Consider the following 25,254-nt stretch of genomic DNA (forward strand, 5'->3'; position numbering starts at 1 on the left):
ATTATTCAAATATTAAAAGGTAATGCAACGCTAACATTTGAATCGGAGATAAGAGAAGTCAGTGCGGGGGCATGGGTACATATGGATGCACGACTTCCCCATAGCGTCATAGCAAAGACACCTCTTGTGATAATGGTTTATCTATTAAGAGAGCCTAAATAATCATTTCATAATAACAACCAAGGCATAATACCAATTGGATTAAGTATGTGATCTAAATTTTACGCAGGAAAAATAGCTTAATTCAAGGCGAAAGTTGACGTAAATGGTTGTTCCCTTTACGAAACTTACAACGAAGAAGTAAGTTATTTTAACCAGTAAAATAGATCAGCTATTTATTCCGATTGGTATAATGCTACCGCGAGAGATTAACGTCGTTAATCTCTCAAAAAGAGCAACTCACACTTTGTTAGTGGTGAGTTTCCCTGCGCAATACAACCAGTGTTAATCTCTCTTAAAACCATTTCAAGGATAAATTACAGCAACCAAATAACGCTTCACTGCTTGGCTGTTTTGCTTTATTGCCCGCAATGTACGGAAAATTAGTCAATTTACACATCTGCTCTATATCCAGCAAGACCACCGTTTCACGCTTACCACTGATGACCCCAGCTTGACGGAAACGTTTAAATAAACGCGATAATGTTTCCGGGGTAATATTAAGTTGCCCCGCTAACACACTGTAACTAACCGGTAATGTTAACCATTCACTCTGTTGCGCATGACGTATTTCCAGTAGATAAGAGACTAAACGCTGCCCGGCATTTTTAAGTGTTAGCTGGTCAACACGGTTTATCGCTTGATGTAATTTATCTGACATAGCAGCTATAATTTGCATCGTAAAACGGGGGTTTTTATAACAATAATCAACAATTGCTTGCTGTGGAAAAACCACCAACTCACAATCGGTTTGTGCTTTAGCGTTAACAGGATAAACCGCGGGTTGCATAAACATCACCGCCTCTGCAAGGGTATCGCCCTCTGTTAAGATTTGAAAGACCTTCTCATCCCCCTCAGGAGAGTAGCGATATAAGCTCACCTGTCCCGATTTAATAAAGTAAAAACAATCACCCCGCTCCCCTTCATAAAATAGGTGTTTACCTAATTTAACGGTTTTTAACTTGGCATTTCTGCCTATCTCATAAAACTCTGCCATCGAAAATTTATGAAAGAGCAGTGAGTTTTGCAAGTTGTTAGAAGTGATAGATAACATCAATTTTCCCTAATTGATAAATGTCATGAGTGATTACTTAAAATCGCGTTAATCTTATTGAGAACCATTATCAATATAACCCAAAAGAGATAGAATACACAAATTACTTTTTTATTAAGGAAATAAAAAAAATGAGTTATCCACTGTTAGTTACCCTGCACCTTTTATGCGCAACACTGTTCATTGGCATCGTCGCTTTTGAAGTGTTAATTTTAGAGGGAATACGCTCTCACCTTCCCGCTAAAACTATGTCATTGGTTGAGCAAGGCATTCATCTGCGTGGCAGAAAAATCATGCCTTGGGTGGTTGTTACCCTTTTTGTTACGGGCATCACGATGGCAACTATCCATTACCGCAACATCGGTTGGCCACTAGAAAGCAGTTTTGGCACGCTATTAATGGTCAAAATAATTTTAGCAACCAGTGTCTTAGTGCACTTTATTCTTGCCATGAAACATTCCATTTGTGGCGACATGACCAGTAAGCGTTTCAAATATACCCACCTCAGTGTGTTCTTTCATATGTTACTTATCATCCTGCTTGCTAAAGGCATGTTTTTTATCAGTTGGTAATTTTTTTGTAATTGACAAATGTCATGTGTACAGAAAAAATACAGAACAGTTTTCGATAATGATTATCAATAAAAGATAAGTCTAATTGTTAAAAAGAGAACAGCATGACATTACAAAAATCATTCGCTTTAGGTTTGCTATTAGGTTGTGCAAGTAGTACTTCATTTGCTGTCAATGAAGGCACATCAGGGTTAACGGGACAGTATATTGGTAGTTACCAACTGGAGGTACTTGATAGTAACGGGCAGGTAAAAGCAAACAGTTTACATACCTATAGTTGGCAGTGGGACTTTTATAATAAAACCATCTCAATAGACACAGGTAAAATTTATAAAACACCGTTTAAATGGTTACATTTTAACTATGGCATCACGTCGAACATTCCGTTTATTGATAATGGAGATGGTACTTACACGGCAAACTACATCTTTAAAGTAAATTACCCGTTCTTTTATAACCCTAAAGCACAGGCTTCAACCACTTTTAGCATTATTGATAACGCTGGTTCACTCACCATCAGCAGTGTTGATATCGAATTAGATGGCACAAAAGATGGTTATCCAGGCACTAAAATACACGGTGAATTTCCGAAGATAATCCAACTTAACTGGCAAGGGAAAGCACAATTCTTTAGTAACGACGGGAATAATTAATAGCAACCGAGTGCTGAAAATAGTTACTATTATTTAATAAAAACAGTGCATTAACAAACAAATGCAAAACAAAAAACATTCAAAAATGCATCAATAATTTTTGAAAAAATATAACTAATGGTTAACCAATGAAATGTACCAAACAACTATCTAAAAAAGCAATTTATTTTATTGTAATTGACAAATGTCATGTGTCTTTAAGTTAAATAGCATTAACCTATCAAAATAATGATAATGACTATCATTAAGAAAAGGAGTTACACTAATGATTTCAATTAAACGCCCACTTGCTGCAATAATATTCAGCCTATGCGCTTCCACTGCAATTGCAGGTACAGCGGGCTTAACGGGAAAATATGTCGGTGATTATCAAATGACCGTGCGTACAACAACAAACCAAACGATGGCTAAAACGGTACAAAATTATCGCTGGGTTTGGGATTTTGATGCAAAAACAGCAACGATTAACCCCGGTTTTATTAGAAGCCACATGGCACTAATACCTATCGCTTATGCAGCCCATCAGCCTACTACTATTGATGATAATGGTGACGGTACTTACACAGTACATTATATCTTTCAAGCCTATAACCCATTGTTCGGTTTTCCATCTAGCCAAACTAGCACCACCTTTGAAATTACCGATACTGGTTTTGGCTTAGATATAAAAACCTTAGATACAGATTCAAATGGTGTACCAGGATCTGCTATCTACGGTATTTTCCCATTTGATATAGAACTTGATTGGCAAGGGTCTGCTAACTAAGTATTCATTCAAAATAACAAACGTTAATCGTTAATAATTAATACAACGCCAGCTGCAAAGTTGGCCATTTCAAGGATACTCATGAACAATAAAAATACACTTAAGCACATATTATTATGTGCTAGCCTCTTTAGCCCACAATTATTAGCGCAGCCACTGCAAGGGCAATATATGGGCCAATTTAGCTTAACCATGAATACCCACAAAGATGACGGTATTGCAGGTAATGCTTGGCCTGAAGCAGCTTTAAACGCAGAATATAATGGTATTAAATACAAAAAACTGGGACAAACCATTACTGATGGCCTTTGGTTGTGGGATTTTGATAAACAGCAAGTTGTGGTAGGCGGTAGCACCCTGTTTGCACTTGATCTTTTATATGTACCTTTTCAACTTTATAATCTTAATGAGCTAGAAAATAAACGTTTAGAAAGCTTCCCTGAAATTGCAAGTATTGATGAGATATCTATCCCATTTACCTATAATGCCCAAACACAAATCTATACCATCAATTACGCACATAAAATGCACGTTATTCCACCAATAAAAGTAGAAGGTATTGCAGACTACCCAATTGGTGAAGCCACCGCTAATTTTCATATTACAATCACCAATAATAATGAGATAAAAATCAGCAGTGCTGATATTGAAAATAATGGTGCAGGACCAGATAATGTACCAGGCACTAAAATTCCAAATATTTTCCCTGCCGTTGTACAAGCACAGTACGAATCTGCAAAACTGTATAGAGATAATGGCATTGACAGTAATAATAATGGCATCTCCGATTTAGCATCATATTTTTTAAATTTAAATAAAAAAATAGTCGATACTGATGGTGACGGTATTAATGATATCGATGAGATTGGGGTGTATCTTCGCCCTACCGATAGTGATAGAGATGGGGTTGCCGATGTTTATGAGTTTGCTCAAGCTAAAGATGATAATACAATTTTATCTGGCTTTAACTTACAATATGGTGAAACCGTAACAATAAAATCTAATGATGCATTAGCGTTGACGCTTGCTCGCAGCCATCAAGTTGATCTTTCATTAGCGGAAGCCGCTATATTAGAAGGTGAAGAACCAAGTTTAACCAACGAACAAGGTGTTCAATTAAACAATACATTAGGTGCGCTAAGCTTTCTTGTAAATCAAGTGAATACACTAGATACATTAAACTTTGATTTAACTTTTAAGCAGTTACCACCCGATCTTAAAATCTACCGTAAACAATATCAATTTAGCTTTACCACTTTCAAAAACACACTAACTTATCAACCCGTTAACTGGGTGGTAGACAGTAATGATATTAATACAATCCACATCGATTTTGCAAAAGCAGCACCAATGGGCTCAGTGGCCGACCAAGTAGAACTTATTCTATTAAATAGCAAAGACTATTATAAAATAAGTAAGCCTGGCACTGATAAACCAGTAACTGACAAACCAATCACTGATAAACCAGTAACTGACAAACCAATCACTGATAAACCAGTAACTGACAAACCAATCACTGAAAAGCCAGTTATTGAAGACACAACAACAGTGGAAGAACCAACAACCAGTAACACCAGCGACTCAAAAAGTGGCGGTAGTATGAACTGGTTCTTTGTGAGCTTATTAGGGTTGTTTGCATTAGGTCGTAAAAAATTAGCCACTGATAAGGCTAGCCGTTAATGCGACATACTTTAAATCACAAACTACTGGTTGCCTTTTTGGCAACCAGTAGTTTTTTTTGTTATGCCGATGACGATATCAATAACAAAAATAATGAAAATACCGAGCGCATCGAAGTGATTGGTAATGATTCCTCCTTAGAGCAGATTGAGATTGAAGCCGATCTTGATCAAGTTGCTGGTGGCACAAATTTAATCAATCTCGATGCCTTTCATGGTAGCCAAAGCTCACTTGCCAAAGTGTTAAACTATCAACCGGGCATTGTGGTACAGGAATTTTTTGGCGGTAACGACCAACCACGTATCAATATCCGTGGCTCAGGCATTCAAGATAATCCTGTTAACCGCGGTATTCAGTTACTTTATGATGGTTTACCACTCAATCAAGCTGATGGCTCGTTTATTATTGGATTATTAGATCCTGAGCAAGCAAAATTCATCTCAGTATACCGCGGTGCCAATGCGGTGCGTTATGGTGGTACTACGTTAGGAGGGGCGATTAACTTGCACCCTCGTAACGCGTTGAATAGCCAACAATCACTTAAACTTGAAACAGGTTCGTTTGGATTATTTAAAGCGGGTATTGCACTGGGTCAACAGCATAAAAACTGGGATTATTACCTTAATGCAGCGCATTCTCAGCAACAAGGGTTTCGTAACCACAGTGAGGGTGAACGTAATAATATCGCCTTAAATATTGGTTTTACACAGCAAAATTTTGAAAATAGAAGCTACTTTAATTACACCGATAACCAGTTTAATATCCCTTTTCTGTTAACCAAAGAGCAAGCGATAAACAATCCAGAATCGGTGATGGGCGAAGGTGACACGCCAATGGATACATTATTGGATATCAATATTCGCAAACCACTACGTCACAGTACACAACTGCGTTTTGCCAACAAAAGTAGCTATTTCAGTGAGTCTTCTAGCCACACATTAGGTGTTTATGCAGAGCATGTTGATGATACTTTTCGTAACCCGCTCACCCATGTGGTCACCACCAATAAAAATATTGGCGCAGATTACGCCTTTAGCCACCAGCAACTTGATGAGCAATACCGAGAAACCGATTACCTGCTCTTTGCCTCGGCAAATGCGGGCGTTATGCCACGCTCTTTTCATGCGATTAATCCCATTAATGGCGCACTGATGCAACAGTTTGCCAATATTGATCAGTCAGCCAGCAACCTTATTTTAGGAGGGCAAATAAACTATCCATTAACCGATAACATTAAAACATTGGCCTCTTTACAATGGGTTAATAATCGTCGCGTTATAAAAGATCTGCAAAACCCCGGTCTGTTAGACAGTACGTTTTCTTATACCGTTATTAACCCTAAAGTAGGGCTTATCTACACAACGGATCAGCAACAGCGCTATTTCAGCAACTTCAGCACTAGCTCAGAAGCACCTAATTTTTGGCAACTAAGCACGGTGGCAGCCAATCCCAACGATCCACTCAATAACTATGTTTATATCAATGACTTGAAGATGCAAACCGCCTCAACATGGGAGATTGGCACACAACAGCGCTATCAATCTTTTAATTGGGAACTCACCTACTACTACTCGATAGTTGAAGATGAGCTTATCTCTGTGGTGGGTGATTTTGCGGTTAATGGCAAAACGATCAACTACGCAGGAGATACCAGCCACCAAGGTGTTGAATTTGCACTTAACAGCCGTTACCAAGCCGTGTTTAGTGATCAGGATGAGATCGCCACCAAGTTTATTTATAACTACAGTGATTTTCGCTTTGAAGAGGGGCTATATGAGGGCAACCAAATCGCAGGAGTGCCCAACCACCTCATTCAAACAGAGTTAAGTTATCTGCCTATTAAAAATTGGTCACTGAGTACTAACCTACGCTGGCAACCCACAGATACTTGGGTTGATCATCTGAACAGTGAGTCAGTAAAACAAGATGCTTACTTTTTATTAGGGCTTAAAAGTAGTTATCAATATAATCAAACATTCAAACTGTTTATCGAGTTTAATAACATCACCAATGAAACCTATCAAAGTGCTTATGTTATTCGTGGTCAAAGCGCCCCAGACCTGCCCACTTTTATTCCTGGTGCAGGTTTTAACTTCTCAGCTGGATTCTCTGTTAATTGGTAAGGAAATTTAAATGTTTAAAACACGAAATTCAGGGCTTATTTTTATCCTGTTCAATCTTTTTTTCGGGCAATTCAATGCACTTGCTCAACCCCTTGATACCACTAATCTAAGCGGTATATATGTCGGTGATTATCGCATAACCATGCGCGCAGCTCCCACGGGCGCGATTCTAGGTAATGGTGTACATACCGCTAAATGGCAATGGGATTTTGATACAAACACAGCAACCGTTGAAGGCACCACATTATCCGTTGGTTTTAATTATGCACTTCATGATATTGGCAATGCCAGTGCAACCGATGAAACGCTTTATTTCGATAATAATGGCGATGGAACTTATCGCCTCTATTATTCATTACAAATTTATCACCCTGGTTTAGGCAACCCAATGGCAAGTGCATCAACCACCTTTAAAATAACCGCCATCGGTAATCAACTACAGATAAACACCATCGATGCTGAAGATGGACCGCTTGATGGCATTGTTGGCACGCAAATAGCGGGGGTATTTCCATTGACCATTGAACCCGATTTACGCGGTACGGCGGTACAAAAAGGAGCAGATTCAGACGGAGATGGTTTAAGCGATCAGCAGGCAATTGAGTTAGGTCTTGAGCCTAATGATAATGACAGTGATAAAGATGGTATCGATAATATCACTGAAATTGGCAATGATGTGAGCAACCCCATCGACAGTGATAACGATGGCATCATCGATGCGCTTGAATATGGTGAGGCAGCTAACGATGCCCAAATTGGCATGGGATTAAAACTCGTTTCAGGGGATTTTGTTGAACTAAAAACAGCATCAAATTGGGCGTTAAAAGCAATTATGTCGGGTGATATGCAACATAGAGTGGATAACCTTGACAGCATTGAAGATATTGCCAATACCGACTCAACCTTAGGCGATCCGGGGCTTACTTATCACTATGGCAATATTAGTTTTAACACTTATCAAACTAACAGCGCAAGCACTGATGATAGCAGTACCGTTACATTCAACTTCTCAACGGCTCTTCCTGAGAAATTATTGCTTTATAGCATTGAGGCCACAGGAGAAAGCGAACTGTATCGTTTGATGCCAACTTCTGCTTGGCAACGCTTAGGCACAAACAGCATCGCCATCACTGTCGTTGATGGTAGTGCATCTGATATTGACCAGCAGGTTAATGGCACAATCTCCCTGTCGATTGCCATCACAGGGAATAACTTAGGGGATATTCAGCGTAACGATCATGTCAGCGCAGGCAGTTTACATTGGTTACTTATTCTGAGCATGATGCTACTCATTATCCTGCGATTTTATAACAAGTCAGCCACCATAAAGGGTTTGATACAAGCCCTCTTGTTTTACAAGCTCACTGTGATTGCCCGATTGTGCTAAGCGACCATCTTCTAAGACATAGATAATATCGGCTTGCTTAACGGCTGAAAGACGATGGGCAACAATCAATGTTGTCCTGCCAACCAAAAAGGTTTGTAACGCAAGATGTAGTTTTCGCTCGGTACGGGTATCTAATGCCGAGGTGGCTTCATCTAAAATGACTAACTTAGGATCGCTTAACACCATGCGCGCAATCGCCACACGTTGTCGTTGTCCGCCTGAAAGACGTACGCCACTGCGGCCCAGTTGTGTCTCTAATCCTGCATTGAGCTGTGCTTTTAAGTCTCCTAGCTGTGCAACCTGTAACGCATTCCATAACTGTTTATCGGTGTAATCGATGCCTAATGAGAGGTTTTCTCGTAGGCTACCATTAAACAAAATGGGTTGCTGTAAGACCACGGCAATGTTAGTGCGAATAAGATCAAAACCAATATCTTCACAGCGCTGACCATTAAATAAGATCTCACCACTATTAATAGGATAAAGCCCTAACAATAGCTGTATCAAGGTAGATTTTCCGCCACCACTTGCCCCCACTAAGGCCACTTTTTTTCCTGCGGGTAGGGTTAAACTGAGATTTTTTAACACCTCACGTTGCTCATTGTAGCCAAAGCTTACATTTTTAATCTGCACTGAAATAGCGCTGTTATTGATAAAGGGATCCACTTTACTGGGCAGTTTTTTCTCTTCTTCGAGTTGCAGTAAGGTATTAATGCGTTTAATGGCGGCCGATGCGCTGTACCAAGAGAATTGAATACTCAGCAGCTCTTGTACTGGCGACAACATAAACCATAAATAACCAAATACCGCAAACATCTGACCAATGCTTAAATCACTAAACAATACCAACAACATCGCCACCGCACGAAACAGTTCAAACCCTAAGAGAAACAGTAAAAAGGAGAAACGATTTACCGCTTCAGATTGCCATGCGTATTTATCGGCACTCTCTTTGATGGCGTCGCTGTCCATTTTTAGTTTATCGATGAATGTTTTTTCTCGATGACAAGCACGTAGCTGATAGATAAGATCTAAGGTTTCAATGAGCCTATTTTGAAAGTTTTCAAACGCTTGGTTTTCTCTCTTTTTCAGACGCTGCACACGACTGCCTAATAAACGCGAAAAAGCCACCACCATCGGATTGACCAATAAAATAAATAAGCCTAAGCGCCAATCTATCCACAATAAAATAATCGCAGTACCTAATACCGTGAGCAGGCTAATTAAAAAACGGCTCACCGTACTACCAATAAATTTATCGATGGTTTCAACATCAGTAATAATGTGTGAACTAATACCGCCACTGCCACGTAGTTCATATTGTGAGATACTGATCCGGCCTAATTTTTGTAGCAATATATGGCGCATCTGACAGGTGATATTTTTAGAGATAAGGATAAATTGACGGCTCTGCCATACCCCCAATAGCAGTGAGATAATACGCATTAAAATGACACAAATAAAGATAGTGACAATATAATAAGCGGGTTGTTGCCAGCTAACAGGCAGCCATTGATTCATAAAATCGATACCCATATCAGGCTTATTTAACAAGACTTCATCAACCATCAATGGCATCAATAAGGGGATAGGCACACTCACCAAAGTGGCAATAAGGGCGATAATATTTGCTAACAATAGCCGTTTTTTATGTTGTTTAACCTGCTGAATTAACCAAGCCCAATCAATATTTTTCATTTTTTTCCTTAAAACCTAAAAACCGCGCGGATAAAATTATCCGCGCGGTTTTGTTGTTGTATGACTCTGTTCTAGATTAACAAATCATGACAAAGAAAACTTACATTACTCAGTGATCTCTTGGTAACGGAAGACTAAGTTAGCACTTGCAAGCTCACCGTTTTCACCATAATTACTCAGCAGTTGCATTTTAAACAGGCGTGTACCGCTTGCCGCTTCATCTTTAATCAAGTAAGTGGTGAAAGTTGGCCACATTTTGTGTCCACCATCAACTGCATACTGTAGCGGTCCATAATTACCTGGCGCACTTAATACACCCGATGCTGAATCGGCAAAGTATTTGTATACTTGTGTTGTATCGACTGGATCCGTAACATCATCAAGCTTGACCATGACAGCACCTGATCCACCTTTACCCTCACCAGAAGCACCCCCATTAATTTGCAGTGGGTAATCTCGACCATTTACGGTTAAGCTTAGATCCCAATCAGCATTTTCAGCAACAAGAGTATTTGTTTCTAAATCCCAAAATACACGCTTACTACTAAAATCTAAAACAGGTGAATCAACAGCAGCGGCAAAGACTGAACCATTCCATAATTCCGTTGAAAGCGTCACTTTACGTGTAGTCGTTGCACCAAAAGCCACTTCAACTGTTTTCACTTTAACACGTGAATATTCCTTGCCATCCGCAGAGCGAATTATCCAGCCATTGCCTGCTTTAGCGCTATATACTGGCGCACCTTGACTATAATCAGCATCCAGCCAATTTTCTGTTTTGATGGCTGTTTTAAGGGTATCAAATTTAAACTCTGTGCAACTACTTGCATCTACTTTGTCAAAATCCGTTAGTGTAGAAGCGTCTGTTAACGCTTTAAATTTATCAACAACCGGATTACCCTCTTTATCAAAAAGGTTGCTATATTCATGCGCAACACAACCACTCACTTTGCCGCTCGCTGAAACACCACCATTGAGTTTAAAACCTAAATATTTTTGGTAAGCGATTTGCCATGTATCATCTGTCACTGCACTTGCAGAAACAAAGTCTAGTTTTGCAGCTTGGCTACCATCTGTGGCATCAAGTACAACCGTGCTATATTTTGGTAGTTCAGGTGCAGGTGGATCAGGTGTTTTATCATCACTTGATGAGCTTCCACAGGCACTTAGTAGCGCAGACGAAATAAGGACTGCAAGCAGTTTTTTTGAGGTTAAAAGGTTCATAGTATCTCCATATAGTATAAAAATGTAACGGTTAAAAATCAAAAGCAAGTTAAAAGAGGTCAGCCAGTAAAACGCACACCTAAGTAGATGAAACGGCCACTTTCAGGTCTAAAATCATCACCCGTTAAAGGCACATCACGCGTGGTTCCCATTAAGTTATCAATACCCATAAACAGGGTTAAGCTATTGCTAATATCGGTGTTTATTTTAAAATCAAAGGTCGAATAAGCAGGTGAAATGATATTGTTATCTGCATCCACAAATTGCTCACTTTGATAATTTCCATACAATGAAAAAAGGGTATTGATAGGTTGAACTTGATAGTTCACTTTGAATTTAGCTTGATGTCTTGGACGCTGTGTCAGCTGCTTATCAATTTCTAAATTAATGGCATCAAGATAGGTGTAAGAGATATTTGATGATAAAGACTCCGTAAACGCGTACCCGGAAGTGATATCTATCCCTTGGGTACGTGCTTTACCAATATTGCTATATTTATAAATACTTAACCCAGTTGCATTGGAGTCTTGTTCATCCAACTCGGTGCTAATGAGATTTTTAATGTCGTTATAGAAGAAATTTATATCGGCATGAAAGTTGTCGTTGTAATTGTATTCTGCGCCCACTTGTAAGCTTGTTGACGTTTCAGGGGTAAGATCTGGGTTGCCTATTACCATATAGCCTAACGCGCTATGATCAAAAATATAGTGACGCTCTTTTAAGGTGGGTACACGGTAACCACTGCCGATACCAACACGAAATTTCATCTGTTGATCAAGCCAATTAGGGGAGTACATCAAATTTATTTTCGGTGCAATATGAGAGCCAAAATCACTGTCATTCTGATAACGAATACCCGGTAGTAGCTCTAACTCATCACCAATGAAAATATCGTTTTGTGCATAAAACTCAACACTTGAGCGCGTTTTCTCACCCTGCATCTCATCAACAATCACCACCTCATCAGCCGTTCTTTTAGCTTGTGTTTGCGATAAACTATTTTGCAGGCCAACAATACCAAAGGTAAGCAACTGATTATCACCTAATGGATGATCAAACTGTACTTCGCCTTTATTAAACTGACTCTCACCTAAACGACTTTGATCAATGTAACCGGTCGATAATATATCTTGATCGGTACTATCAGTGAAGTTTTCAAACATATACCAAGCAGAAAGTTCCCCTTTCTCAAACAGCGGTGTATCAAAGCTAATGCTGATACTTTTACGCTTCGCCTCTTCCAGCTTCTCTTTTTTTACCTCACCAATACCCGGCACATAACTGCTAAAGTTTTTATTAATATCTTCATGATAATAACTCGGTGCAATCATCAGCTCAGCGCCTGTTGCAAAACGATAACCTAACTGTGCAGAAAGATTGCTTTTAGTACCTGCATCCCCCTCAAAAGCCCATGTCGAATTGTCTAAATCTGTGCCTTGTTTATAACGCAGATCCGCCATTAACTGACCAAACCAACGACCACTGTTGTGACTAATAAAAAAGTTAGCATGGCTATTATTAAATGGACTATCACCGACGTTTTGCTCACCATGCGTGCCAGAATCGAGGGTTACCTTATAAGATGTACCTATTTTAGCGCGCTTGGTGATCACGTTGATCACCCCACCCATCGCGGAGCTGCCATACAAAGCAGAAACGGAGCCTTTTACTATTTCAATATGCGCCACATCGGCCACCGCGATTTGACTAAGATCGACACTTGCTCCCGTAGAAGCAGAGACAGGTTTTCCATCAATTAATACCAAAACACGATCAGCATCAAACCCTTGTAACCAAACCTCTTGACCGCTTTTTCCATGAATCGGTTTTAACACCACACCCGGGACATTTTGTAATGCTTCAGCGAGATCGCGTGCATGGCTATTTTTTAGCTCTTGGGCTGTAACAACTTCAATGCGCACAGGGCTATCTACTAAGCGACGCTCTGTTTTGGTGCCTGTTATGACCAGCGTCTCTTCTGTTTCACTCTCAGCAAGTAACGGCAAACTTATTGCGACAAGTATGCCTAGCAATAACAAATTTCTTCGGTAATGTTGTTTTAAGAAGTGTCCACTCGCCATCACTTAGCCCTATTTCTATAATGTAAAATCGCGCAGATGATAATAGAAATGATTATCAATTACAATAAGAAATAGGGTAATGAAGTAAGTTAATTAAGAGCCATTCGCTGAGTTCACTAAATAAAAAACATAACCCATTGAAATATATTATTAATATTACTTTGGAGTGGATGGTAATTTATGATTTGGTGGCTAAACATGATATTTAAATATAAAAAGAAATAAAATAATGTTAAATATTGGCAGGTAAATTCAATATAAAAAGCTCATTACCACCTCTACCGTGATAATGATTTACTTTAATAGTTTGTTCTTTTTATAGGGTAAGCAGTGATAAATATTTTATTGGAAAGATCGTGGATGATGCTCGGCATGCAGATCTTTCAAACGATCTTGGGCAATATGGGTATATATTTGTGTGGTAGAAAGACCACTATGATCTCGGATGATGTTCTGCATGCAGATCTTTCAAACGATCTTGGGCAATATGGGTATATATTTGTGTGGTAGAAAGATCACTATGTCCGAGTAACATCTGCACCACACGCAGATCAGCCCCATAATTAAGTAGATGAGTGGCAAAGGCATGACGTAAAACGTGTGGTGAAATAAGGCTTTTATCAATACCACAAACCTGCGCGTAAAACTTTATACGATGCCAAAAAGTTTGCCTCACCATTGCAGTGCCACGGCGACTCGGGAATAACACATCACTGCTTTGCCCTTTTAATAATTCACTGCGTATTTCATTTATATAGCGATCTAACCAATAGTTTGCCTCCTCCCCCATGGGGACTAAACGGGTTTTTCCGCCTTTCCCCGTAACACGTACCACCCCTTGTTGTAGATTTATCTCATCCATCGAAAGTCCTGTTAACTCTGAAACACGCAACCCTGTCGCATAGAGCAATTCCAACATCGCTTTATCACGAAACTGCACTGTATCGGTTAAGTCTGGCGCAGAAAGTAGTGCATCTACTTCTGATTCAGAAAGTGATTTAGGCAATGGTTTAATGGTTTTGGGGCTTTGTAGCTTGGCGCTCGGATCGTCTTCACGCAGTTTTTCTCGACATAAAAACTGATAATAGCGGCGCAATGCACTCATTAAACGCGCCGTTGAACTGTTTTTATACTCTATATCGCAATTTAAACGAAAACTAAAATAGTCACTTAAATCCGAATAAGTTGCATCAGCAAGGGGTTTATTTCTGCCCATCAAAAAATTTTCAACCAAACAAAGATCAAAGCGATAGGAGACAAGTGTGTTTTGCGAAAGTCCTCGCTCTAACCACAATGAATCTAAAAATTGGTCAATCGTTAATGCTTCCATTACACTCTCTCTACTCTTTGTTTATTAAGGCTTATCAAAATGAAAATTGGTTTATTTTATGGATCTAGTACTTGCTATACAGAAATTATGGCGGAAAAAATTCAAGCTTTTATTGGTGAAGATCTCATTGATATTTATAACATAAAAGAGGTCGGTTTAAGTAAAACAAGTGATTATGATGTGCTTATTTTTGGCATCTCTACGTGGGATTACGGTGAGCTACAAGAAGATTGGGGCGCACTGTGGCATGAAGTCTGTGGTTTAAGTGTCACCAATAAAATTGTCGCCATTTTTGGTTTGGGTGATCAAGAAGGGTATGGCGAATGGTTTATTGATGCAGTAGGCATGTTGCACGATGAATTAGAGGTGCAATCTCCCAAATTTATTGGCCAGTGGCCTATTGAGGGTTACCAATTCAGCGCCTCAAAAGCACTAACAGCAGACAAACAATATTTTTACGGATTAGCCATTGATGAAGATTCACAATATGAGCTAAGCGATGAACGTATTGAGCAGTGGTGTTTGCAAATTTTAGAAGAGATACAAACACAGATCTAATTTTGATCATTTGCGTTAATTTGTAACATTAGGCAAATAACATGTTTGTTTAAATTCTAACTTTACCGCACGAATTTTAACCTTTTGGTGCGTTTTACCTCTGTTTTTCATCTCATTGATCACACTTATAAAATTACCACTTAGTTATTTAATTACAGCATCGTTACTATTCTGATCCAGATCAACCGCCCATTTAACGCTTTCGTTAAGCTAGCACCCTTTATTAATAGTCTTCATGAATGATGCTTTTTATTCATGAATACTATTTATTAAAATTAAGTTAACTTTAAATTACTCACGGAGTACACCTCATCATGTCGGATGATATAGAAAATAAGAGTTATCGCGAGCTGCATAAACCAGCCAGTGAATTTGAAACTCGCTCAGACTATTTAGATTATGAACTACAAATTATGAAACCACGTCGTTGGGCTTTAAATCTGCCTGGTCGTGATTTTAACTTTGAATGGGAAGATTTAGTGCCAGCAATCGCAGGTACTATCGGTATTATCGCCATGTACTCAGCGGTAATGATGTCTTGGGCAGAAGGGTTAACGGAGGCTTGGCCACACATTACCTTAGGCAAAGAGTTTGCCATTGAAGTTGCACGTGTTGAGATGCTTATCCCAGCGCTGCTGTTCTGTATTATTGCCTCAGGCCTCTTAAATCCACGTGCCAATCTTGCCGGTAACCACGGCCCAATGATTCCATTAATTGGTGCTATCGCATTAGCCGGCGCTCACCCTCTTGCATTAGCATTGTTGTTAGGTGTATTTGGTTTACTGCTTAGTTACTTTAAAGGTGGTTCTAAATTGGTTAATTTAACCAGTGAAGGGGTTGCAGGCGGCTTATTGGTATTCCTTGGTTTTACCGGGGCATTCAGCCAAATTGGATACATTCAAGACTGGTCAAAAAGTATTGATATGGGTCACGTAGGGTTAATCGTATTAGCGGTTAATGTCATTTTATATGCATTCCTTGCAAAAGTCGGCAAACGTTGGTTAGCAATCCCCGCTTGTGCCATTACAGGTTTATTGATTGCACTCGCCTTTGGTGCAGGTTTTGATCTGCAATTTACTACCGAAATGGGTCTGCCAAATCTGAACCCTGTTTACTGGTGGGGAAGCACCACTGAGGGGTGGATGTTAGGGCTACCAAACCTTGAGCATTTCATTGCGTCACTGCCTTTTGCTATTTTAGCCGTTGCGATGTGGTCACCCGATTTCTTAGGTCACCGTATCTTCCAAGAACTTAACTACCCTAGAAATACCGAAAAAGTATTAATGGATGTTGATGATACAATGACCACCTGTTCTATCCGTCAAATCGTCGGCACTGCAGTGGGTGGTGGTAACATTACCTCTTCTTGGGGTACGTACATGATCCCCGCTGCTATCGCAAAACGCCCTATTCCAGCAGGTTCAATTCTGCTTGGTTCACTGTGTATCATTATTGCAATTTTGGGTTTCCCGATGGATGTTGCAGTTTGGCCTCCCGTGATGCGTATTGCTTTGTTAGTCGGTGTATTCTTACCACTACTTGAAGCGGGTATGCAGATGATTAAAAATACTAAAGATTCTCAATCAGCTGGTATTTGTATCTTCGCTGCCGCGGTATTTAACCCAGTATTGGCTTGGGCATTAACCATGATGCTTGATAATAACGGTTTAATTGGCGATAAAGAGCGCGCTAAGAAACTGTCGTTTATCGATAAGATTGTTATCCCGGGTGGCGTATTAGTTATCTGTCTAATCGCAATGCTTGCGGTGGGTATGTTTGAATCGAAATATGGTATCCCCGCGTTTCTATAAATACTAAATAGAAACACAGACATTAAAAAGGCGAAGAGTTATCTCTTCGCCTTTTTTGTTATAAGAAACGGGTTCAGCTTTATTTAAAATAAAGTACATCAAAATATAAAATCATCACTACCAAATTGTTGTACGACACAAAGAAACGTTCTTCTTCGTGCCTTCGTGGTTAATCGCTTTTAACTCTCTTTAATTACGCTAATAAAGGTAAAACTAACGTTTTACGTCCATTTTTATGCACTTAAATCAATAATCAGATCTTCTGCAATATCTTGTAACGATGCAACCAAACCTGCTTTATCAAACTGCTCATCCACCACTATTTTGAAGTGGCTGGTAAACAGTGTGCCACCAATCGCAGGAACACCTAAACGGTTACACTCCATATTTTCAACAATAATGCTATTGTCACTGAGCACTTGAGTAATATGGCGAACAAGGCCGGGTCTGTCTTTACCATCGATACAAAGATCAAGGGGGGTTGATTTTTCATGGGTGACACGGCCTAAATTAACCGCTTCAACATTAATATCTAATGCCTTAAATTCAGCCGTTAGTTTTTCAACGTTATCAGCATCAATCTCTATTTTGATAAGCCCTGCAACATAACTATCAATATGGCTAATTTTACTGTTTAACCATTTTCCGCCTAACGCATGCGTCTTATCGGATAATACTCTAATCAGATCCGCTTGATTAGAGCCACTTACTGTGACCATTACTTGAACATTCATAGACTTACTCCCCAAAAAATACAGCTATCATATTGTTATAAAAAGAAACTTCTACTTTGACTATACATCTAATCTAATTATAAACCACTACTGAAATAAGGCTCATTAATTGTACAATAGAGAACATGAGTGCAATCACTGTACGGCTGTATTTCAGCGACAAAGCAATGTTAACAGATCACACAATTAAGAAAATTAGCTACATTTTGGGCGGATTAAGGTAGGGAATTTAACATTTCCGTCACTTATCATGGAATATTCCTATTAAACTGTAATAAAATTACAACTAAACTGGCAATTTTGATTTGGATCAACTTTATTGCAGAATCATTTGTTAGACTAATTTTGTAGCAAAAGTAGGGATAAAAACATGAAAGCAGAAAATAAGATTGATGAGTTATTACCTCATCAAATCACAGAAAAAGCGGATGAGATTGCTTACAGTAAAGCAACCAAAGCGTTTCTGTCTGCTTTTTACCTCGCCATTACCGCGGGTATGTTTATTAGCCTTGCATTTGTCTTCTATATTACCGTCACCACAGGTGCAAACGATCTCCCTTGGGGCATCAAAAACTTTATTGGCGGTCTGGCATTTAGTCTCGGACTCTTATTAGTTGTTGTTGTCGGAGGTGAACTCTTCACCAGTAGTACCCTTACCCTTATTGCTAAAGCAAGCCATAAAATTACTACCGCACAGATGTTAAAAAACTGGGCTATTGTCTATTTGGGTAACTATGTAGGCGCCACTTTTTTGGTGTTTTTAGTGTTTTTTGCGAGCATGTATATGGGTGATAATGGCCAATGGGGGCTCAACGCATTAAACATTGCAGAACATAAACTACACCATTCTTTTACTGAAGCCGTTACGCTAGGCATTTTATGTAATATTATGGTTTGTTTGGCTATTTGGATGGCTTTTGGCGCACGTAGTGTCACTGATAAAATGTTTGCAGTTTTACTGCCAGTTGCTATGTTTGTCTCTTCAGGTTTTGAACACTGTATCGCAAACATGTTTATGGTACCAACAGGCATTATGATTCAACACTTTGCGCCTGCTGAGTTTTGGACTGTAATAGGTCACTCTGCCCGTGAGTTTTCATATCTAAATAGTAGTAACTTTATTATTAACAATTTAATACCCGTGACTATCGGTAATATTATCGGTGGTGGCGTTATCGTTGGTTTGATGCACTGGATGATCTATCTTCGTCCCCTGCAAAAAATCAATAAAAAATCTTAACTTTTAATCTAACTATAAAGGTAAATCTTTATGACTAAACTTAACGAAGACTTTGCATCAGCATGGAACGGTTTTGCTGGTGATACTTGGAAAACTGAGGTTAATGTTCGTGACTTCATCCAAAAAAACTACACACCTTTTGATGGCGACGAAAGTTTCCTTGCAGGTGCGACTAAAGCAACGGATGAGCTTTGGGAAAATGTAATGGTTGGCATCAAACAGGAAAATGCTACCCATGCACCTGTTGATTTCGATACAGACGTTATCTCTACGATCACAGCGCATGACGCTGGTTATATCAATAAAGATTTAGAAACGATTGTTGGTCTACAAACTGAAAAACCACTAAAACGTGCGATTATCCCTAATGGCGGTATTCGTATGATTGATGGTTCTTGTAAAGTTTACGGTAAAGAGCTTGATGCGGGTATCCGCACTATGTATTCAGATCACCGTAAAACGCATAACCAAGGTGTTTTTGATGTGTATACAGGCGACATTCTTAAATGTCGTAAATCAGGTATATTAACGGGTTTACCAGATGCTTACGGTCGTGGTCGTATTATTGGTGATTACCGTCGTGTTGCACTGTACGGAATCGATTACCTAATGACTGAAAAATCTAAGCAACACAGAAGCTTAGAGAAAGATCTTGTTGCTGGTGAAACGCTTGAAGATACCATGAAATTGCGCGAAGAGATCTTCGAGCAATATCGTGCTTTAGGTCAAATGAAAGTAATGGCTGCTAAATATGGCTCTGACATTTCAGGCCCTGCAACCTCTGCACAAGAAGCGATTCAGTGGACTTACTTTGGTTACCTAGCGGCAATCAAATCTCAAAATGGCGCTGCAATGTCATTTGGTCGTACGGCGACTTTCCTTGATATCTACCTAGAAAAAGATATCCAAGATGGGAAAATCACTGAGCAACAAGCACAAGAGCTTATCGATCACTTGGTAATGAAACTACGTATGGTGCGTTTCCTACGTACACCTGAATATGATGATCTATTCTCTGGTGACCCTATTTGGGCAACAGAATCTATCGGTGGTATGGGTGTTGATGGTCGTACTCTGGTCACTAAAAACAGTTTCCGTTTCCTACACACACAATACACTATGGGTCCTTCTCCAGAGCCAAACATCACTGTTTTATGGTCTGAAGAGCTTCCAATCAACTTCAAAAAATATTGTGCAAAAGTATCTATCGATACTTCATCTATTCAATATGAAAATGATGATCTAATGCGTAACGATTTCGACAACGATGACTATGCTATCGCTTGTTGTGTATCACCCATGATTGTTGGCAAACAGATGCAATTCTTCGGCGCACGTGCCAACTTAGCGAAGACGCTTCTGTACGCAATTAACGGCGGTGTTGATGAGAAGTCGAAAGTACAAGTTGGCCCGACGACTATCCCAGCAATCACATCTGAAGTATTAGATTTTGATGAAGTTTACACTAACCTTGATCACTTCATGGAATGGCTTGCTGACCAATATGTGACAGCACTTAACTGTATTCATTATATGCATGATAAATACAGCTACGAAGCATCACTCATGGCACTACACGACCGTGACGTTGAACGTACTATGGCATGTGGTATCGCAGGTCTTTCAATTGCAGCGGATTCACTTTCTGCCATCAAATACGGCACCGTTAAACCAATCCGTGATGAAAATGGTATCGCAATTGATTTTGATATCTCGGGTGATTACCCTAAATTTGGTAATAATGAATCTCGTGTTGATGATATCGCTTGTGATCTTGTTGAAAGCTTCATGAAGAAAATTCAAGCACGTAAAATGTACCGTAATGCACGTGCTACACAGTCTATTCTTACTATTACATCAAATGTTGTATACGGTAAGAAAACAGGGACTACACCTGATGGTCGCCCTGCTGGCGCACCTTTTGCACCGGGCGCAAACCCAATGCACGGACGTGATGAGAAAGGGGCTGTTGCATCATTAACATCGGTTTCTAAACTGCCGTTTGCTTATGCACAAGATGGTATCTCGTATACTTTCTCTATCGTGCCAAATGCACTGGGTAAAACAGATGATTCACGACGTTCAAACCTTGCAGGTCTAATGGACGGTTACTTTAAGCACACACCTGAAATTGAGGGTGGTCAACACTTAAACGTAAACGTGATGAACCGTGAAATGCTCGTTGATGCGATGGAAAATCCTGAGAAATACCCGCAGTTAACTATTCGTGTATCAGGTTACGCAGTACGTTTTAACTCGTTGACAAAAGAGCAACAAAACGACGTAATTTCACGCACTTTTACAGCAAGCATGTAAAGAGTATTTTGATAAAAAAGCATAGATAAACAGGTTAACTTTAAACTTACCCTGTTATACTAAAAAAGGTTTCATCCGCAAGGGTGAAACCTTTCTTTTTATATGAAGAATAATTATTTAAGAGTCACTGCGCAGCGATTACATAATTATTTTTAGGAGTTACCAATGTCAGTTATTGGACATATTCATTCTATCGAAACTTGTGGCACCGTTGATGGCCCAGGTATTCGTTTTATCATCTTTTTACAGGGCTGTTTAATGCGCTGTAAATATTGCCATAACCGCGATACGTGGGATCTCGATGGTGGTAAAGATATGACGGTCGATGAACTGATGACTGAAATGTTGCAATATCGCCATTTTATAGAGGCATCTGGTGGTGGCATTACCATCTCAGGTGGCGAAGCAATGTTACAACCTGAATTTGTACGCGCGATGTTTGAAGCGTGTCGTTTAGAGGGCATTCATACTTGCCTTGATACCAACGGTTTTGTACGTCGTATTGATGACACCACAAAATCAGTGCTTAATGTGACTGATTTAGTCTTACTCGATATCAAGCAGATGGATAATAAAAAACATATCGACTTGACCCATGTCAGTAATAAATACACCCTTGACTTTGCAAAGTATTTAGCCGATCAGAATCAACCTGTTTACCTACGTTATGTGGTTCTCCCAGGTTATACCGACAGTATTGAAGATGTACATGCATTAGGTCGCTTTATCGCCCCAATGAAAAATATCGAAAAAATAGAGATGTTACCTTACCATGAACTTGGCAAGCATAAGTGGACGGCGATGGGTGAAATTTACCCGCTAGACGGTGTTAACCCACCACCACGTGAGACCATGGAAGAGCTAAAAAACATTCTTCTACAATATAACGATGACGTCCTTTATTAATAATTTTATACGGGAACAGGACTTCAGTCCTGCTCTGTTTTTTAATAAAAGATAAAACACAAAACTAACGAGTCTCCATGACCCCATTTATCTGCCCACTTTGCCAAAGCACTTTTTCACAGATTAATAACACCCAAATTTGTGAAAATAACCACCACTTCGATATCGCCAAAGAGGGTTATCTCAACCTGTTACCCGTGAATGCAAAAAATTCTAAAAATCCCGGTGATAACAAAGAGATGATGATGGCGCGCCGTGCTTTTTTAAACAGTGGGAGTTATCTGCCGTTAGCTGAAAAGCTAGCAACCCTTGTGGGTGACTTACTTAAAAATAAAAGTAAAGCGACACTGCTAGATTTAGGTTGCGGAGAGGGTTACTACACTGATTATTTGGCAAACAGTCTGCCTAATTCAACGATCATCAACGCCTTAGATATCTCCAAAGTAGCCGTCCGTTACGCTTCCAAACGTTACAAAAAAATAAACTTTTGTGTTGCCAGTGCTTACGATGTCCCACTTAAAGATAACAGCCTCGATGCACTAATCCGTATCTATGCACCATCATTGGACAGTGAACTGCAACGACTGATTAAACAAGATGGTTACCTTATTACCGTCACCCCTGCCCCACGTCACCTTTTCGAGTTGCGTGAAAAAATTTATGAGCAGGTTAATGCACATCTTAGTGAAAATGAAGCGCCAGCAGGTTTTAGCAAGATAGAGCAGATAAACCTCAACTATCCATTAGCGATAAACGAGGCACAGATCTTAAAAGATCTGATCCGGATGACCCCGTTTGCATGGAAGTTTAATGAGCAGAAGATGCAAAGCTTGCTCGATGAAAAACAGTGGAGAATTGAGTGTGATTTTAATATTGAGGTTTATAAAAAACGGTCGGCAGAAAGCTAAGGGATCGTTACAAAATAACTTGCTATAAATTGTTTCCAAAAAGCCTTAGGGGACTGGCTATTTTAAAAACAAAATCGCAAGTAATATTGAAGCCAATCCTAAATCAATTCATTATTCTGTAAGAAATTATCACCACCACGCTTAAATGCGTTTTTAAGCAACAATGCTAAATCTAAATAACGTGGACGCTGTGCCATCACCCGCTCTTTTGTAGACTGATTATTTAAGGTTTTTTCAATGGCGGCATACCAAGGTAACAACTGATTTGGTAAAAAAGTTGCTGAACGCTTACCTAACCAATACAACCCTTGCACAGGTAATCCCATCAAAAACAACACTAAGGTAGCAGTAGCGGGCCAATCTAACATCGCGGGAAAAAACATATTCAAGCTAATGATTAACATGATAAAAGCGGGAATTACCTTGATTGATAGGCGTGTATAAAAAGCCACCTTACTATCAACAAAAAGACAATTTAAGGTTTTTTGCTTGGGCCAATTTTTTAGATAAAGGTCGCCCTGTCTAACTACATCAAAAAATAGATTCAAAATAACCTCCTAAAATGCCATCTAATCTTAACAAAGATTACCACAAACAGCGAAAGCTTAAATAGTTAATGGAAAAATTGATTTTAAATAGTTTTTCCCTAAATCTACTTTGTAATTTTATTACAGAAGCGTAAACTTTGAAAAATAAAATGTGATCAGTGTCATACTATCACTTCATCTGTAACCGCCTAGTTTGGTGTGTTAAATCTTCAACTCTCTATTACTGGAATATTCCATGAGCAATAAATTAGTTCTTGTCCTTAACTGCGGTAGTTCATCTCTTAAATTTGCTGTTATCAACGCCAATAATGGTGACGAAGTGATCAGTGGTCTTGCTGAATGCTTTAATCTTCCTGATGCACGCATCAAATGGAATGTTTCAGGAAAAAAAGACGCCATTCATCTACCCGCTAATAGCGCTCACTCAGAAGCTATCACTTATATTGTAGAAGAGATTATCAAAAAAGAGGTCGGTTTAGCAGAACAATTAATTGCTGTAGGTCATCGCATTGTTCATGGTGGCGAACATTTTACACAGTCAGTAATTGTTGACAAACAAGTTCTTGCTGAATTAAAACAATGTTCATCACTCGCACCACTACATAACCCAGCGGCTATTTTAGGCATTAAGGCTGCACAAGAGGCTTTTTCAACACTTCCTCAGGTTGTTGTTTTTGATACTGCATTTCATCAAACCATGCCTGAAAAAGCATTTATGTACGCACTTCCAAGTCACCTCTATAAAGAAAAAGGGATTCGTCGTTATGGAATGCATGGTACAAGCCACCTATTTGTCAGCCGAGAAGCAGCTAAAGCACTTAACAAACCACTTGCAGAGACCAATGTCATTACTGCTCACCTTGGTAATGGTGGCTCAATAACAGCGGTGAAAGGTGGAAAATCGGTTGATACCAGTATGGGCATGACACCACTTGCAGGAATAGTAATGGGTACACGTTGTGGCGATCTAGATCCGAGTATCATTGAATATTTAATTACGCGTGAAGATTACACCCTTGAAACCGTCATGGATATGTTACAAAAACAGAGTGGTCTGTTGGGTATCTCTGGTATTTCAAGTGACTTCCGTGATGTCGCAAACGCGGCAGCAGAAGGTCATAAAAACGCAAACTTAGCTATCGATATGTTTTGTTATCGCTTAGCGAAATATATCGCAGCTTATACAGTGCCGTTAGGACGTGTTGATGCGCTTATTTTCACTGGCGGAATCGGTGAAAATTCCGATCTGGTTCGTGAAAAAGTACTTAACCTATTAACCATTTTTGGTTACCAAATTGATGAGGCAAAAAACAAAGCAACAAAACTAGGCAAACAGGGTATTATCACCCAAGAAAACTCCCCTATCGCAATGGTTATTCCAACCAATGAAGAGTGGGTGATCGCAGAAGATGCTGCAGCACTTGTTTCAGCTTAATCTATAATAGATAAATATCTTAATTTGGAGAGCGAATACTCTCCTTTCTTATTTTACATCCTTATTTAAAA

The 25,254-nt window shown here is 39.4% G+C and carries 20 protein-coding genes; 13 read left to right on the plus strand and 7 right to left on the minus strand.

The annotated features are described in order from the left end of the window. Positions 1–454 precede the first annotated feature (454 nt). Entirely contained in the window at positions 455–1,213 is a 759-nt protein-coding gene (locus G322_RS19840; protein WP_022940401.1) for a Crp/Fnr family transcriptional regulator, read from the minus strand. Positions 1,214–1,344: 131 nt separating this feature from the next. On the opposite strand from G322_RS19840, the gene G322_RS0103375 reads away from it, so the two are divergent. The 6 genes from G322_RS0103375 to G322_RS0103400 all read left to right on the plus strand — a co-directional run bounded on the left by G322_RS0103375 (position 1,345) and on the right by G322_RS0103400 (position 8,394). Continuing rightward, entirely contained in the window at positions 1,345–1,785 is a 441-nt protein-coding gene (locus G322_RS0103375) for a CopD family copper resistance protein (protein ID WP_022940402.1), read from the plus strand. Between the two features lie 104 nt (positions 1,786–1,889). Next, positions 1,890–2,438, plus strand: coding sequence for a hypothetical protein (locus G322_RS0103380; RefSeq protein ID WP_022940403.1), 549 nt, complete (start codon positions 1,890–1,892; stop codon positions 2,436–2,438). A gap of 265 nt (positions 2,439–2,703) precedes the next feature. After that, complete coding sequence (locus G322_RS0103385; protein ID WP_022940404.1) at positions 2,704–3,204, plus strand: hypothetical protein; 501 nt, start codon at positions 2,704–2,706, stop codon at positions 3,202–3,204. An 81-nt stretch (positions 3,205–3,285) separates the two neighbouring features. Further along, the gene (locus G322_RS0103390; protein WP_022940405.1) at positions 3,286–4,884 is read left to right on the plus strand and encodes a GlyGly-CTERM sorting domain-containing protein; all 1,599 of its coding nucleotides are present in this window, start codon (positions 3,286–3,288) and stop codon (positions 4,882–4,884) included. Further along, a complete protein-coding gene (locus tag G322_RS0103395) occupies positions 4,884–7,007 on the plus strand; it encodes a TonB-dependent receptor family protein (protein ID WP_022940406.1) in 2,124 nt (707 codons plus the stop codon). Before G322_RS0103390 ends, G322_RS0103395 begins: the two co-directional genes overlap by 1 nt. Positions 7,008–7,017: 10 nt before the next feature. Further along, positions 7,018–8,394, plus strand: coding sequence for a choice-of-anchor U domain-containing protein (locus G322_RS0103400; RefSeq protein WP_022940407.1), 1,377 nt, complete (start codon positions 7,018–7,020; stop codon positions 8,392–8,394). Here the strand turns inward: G322_RS0103400 and G322_RS0103405 are convergent. The 4 genes from G322_RS0103405 to xerD form a co-directional block, all read right to left on the minus strand. Beyond that, a complete protein-coding gene (locus G322_RS0103405) occupies positions 8,323–10,092 on the minus strand; it encodes an ABC transporter ATP-binding protein (RefSeq protein WP_022940408.1) in 1,770 nt (589 codons plus the stop codon). The genes G322_RS0103400 and G322_RS0103405 overlap by 72 nt on opposite strands. A 105-nt stretch (positions 10,093–10,197) precedes the next feature. Then, positions 10,198–11,316 (minus strand): hypothetical protein, encoded by a 1,119-nt coding sequence (locus tag G322_RS0103410; protein ID WP_022940409.1) that lies wholly within the window; start codon positions 11,314–11,316, stop codon positions 10,198–10,200. Positions 11,317–11,375: 59 nt separating this feature from the next. Beyond that, positions 11,376–13,397, minus strand: a complete 2,022-nt coding sequence (locus tag G322_RS0103415) for a TonB-dependent receptor plug domain-containing protein (RefSeq protein ID WP_022940410.1) — start codon at positions 13,395–13,397, stop codon at positions 11,376–11,378. 433 nt (positions 13,398–13,830) lie between these two features. Continuing rightward, positions 13,831–14,727 carry a site-specific tyrosine recombinase XerD gene (xerD, locus tag G322_RS0103420; RefSeq protein ID WP_022940411.1) on the minus strand — a complete coding sequence of 299 codons (897 nt, stop codon included), beginning with the start codon at positions 14,725–14,727 and terminating at the stop codon, positions 13,831–13,833. 39 nt (positions 14,728–14,766) lie between these two features. Between xerD and fldB the strand changes: the two genes are divergently transcribed. Beyond that, positions 14,767–15,285, plus strand: a complete 519-nt coding sequence (gene fldB, locus G322_RS0103425) for a flavodoxin FldB (protein ID WP_022940412.1) — start codon at positions 14,767–14,769, stop codon at positions 15,283–15,285. 314 nt (positions 15,286–15,599) lie between these two features. After that, positions 15,600–17,096, plus strand: coding sequence for a DUF3360 family protein (locus G322_RS0103430; RefSeq protein WP_022940413.1), 1,497 nt, complete (start codon positions 15,600–15,602; stop codon positions 17,094–17,096). A gap of 233 nt (positions 17,097–17,329) precedes the next feature. Here the strand turns inward: G322_RS0103430 and G322_RS0103435 are convergent, their stop codons facing one another. Further along, complete coding sequence (locus tag G322_RS0103435) at positions 17,330–17,830, minus strand: glycine cleavage system transcriptional repressor (protein WP_022940414.1); 501 nt, start codon at positions 17,828–17,830, stop codon at positions 17,330–17,332. 370 nt (positions 17,831–18,200) lie between these two features. On the opposite strand from G322_RS0103435, the gene focA reads away from it, so the two are divergent. From focA to rlmA, 4 genes are all read left to right on the plus strand, one after another. Next, positions 18,201–19,070: a formate transporter FocA gene (gene focA / locus G322_RS0103440; protein ID WP_022940415.1), complete on the plus strand. Its 870-nt coding sequence runs from the start codon at positions 18,201–18,203 to the stop codon at positions 19,068–19,070. 30 nt (positions 19,071–19,100) lie between these two features. Further along, positions 19,101–21,386, plus strand: a complete 2,286-nt coding sequence (gene pflB / locus G322_RS0103445) for a formate C-acetyltransferase (protein WP_022940416.1) — start codon at positions 19,101–19,103, stop codon at positions 21,384–21,386. A gap of 165 nt (positions 21,387–21,551) precedes the next feature. Next, positions 21,552–22,292 carry a pyruvate formate lyase 1-activating protein gene (pflA, locus tag G322_RS0103450; protein ID WP_022940417.1) on the plus strand — a complete coding sequence of 247 codons (741 nt, stop codon included), beginning with the start codon at positions 21,552–21,554 and terminating at the stop codon, positions 22,290–22,292. A 77-nt stretch (positions 22,293–22,369) separates the two neighbouring features. Continuing rightward, positions 22,370–23,200, plus strand: a complete 831-nt coding sequence (gene rlmA / locus G322_RS0103455; protein WP_022940418.1) for a 23S rRNA (guanine(745)-N(1))-methyltransferase — start codon at positions 22,370–22,372, stop codon at positions 23,198–23,200. 98 nt (positions 23,201–23,298) lie between these two features. On the opposite strand, the gene yfbV is transcribed toward rlmA, so the two are convergent. Then, positions 23,299–23,748, minus strand: coding sequence for a terminus macrodomain insulation protein YfbV (yfbV, locus tag G322_RS0103460; protein WP_022940419.1), 450 nt, complete (start codon positions 23,746–23,748; stop codon positions 23,299–23,301). Between the two features lie 235 nt (positions 23,749–23,983). On the opposite strand from yfbV, the gene G322_RS0103465 reads away from it, so the two are divergent. Then, the gene (locus G322_RS0103465) at positions 23,984–25,183 is read left to right on the plus strand and encodes an acetate kinase (protein ID WP_022940420.1); all 1,200 of its coding nucleotides are present in this window, start codon (positions 23,984–23,986) and stop codon (positions 25,181–25,183) included. Positions 25,184–25,254 lie beyond the last annotated feature (71 nt).

It is taken from the genome of Psychromonas hadalis ATCC BAA-638, assembly GCF_000420245.1.
Lineage (GTDB): Bacteria > Pseudomonadota > Gammaproteobacteria > Enterobacterales > Psychromonadaceae > Psychromonas > Psychromonas hadalis.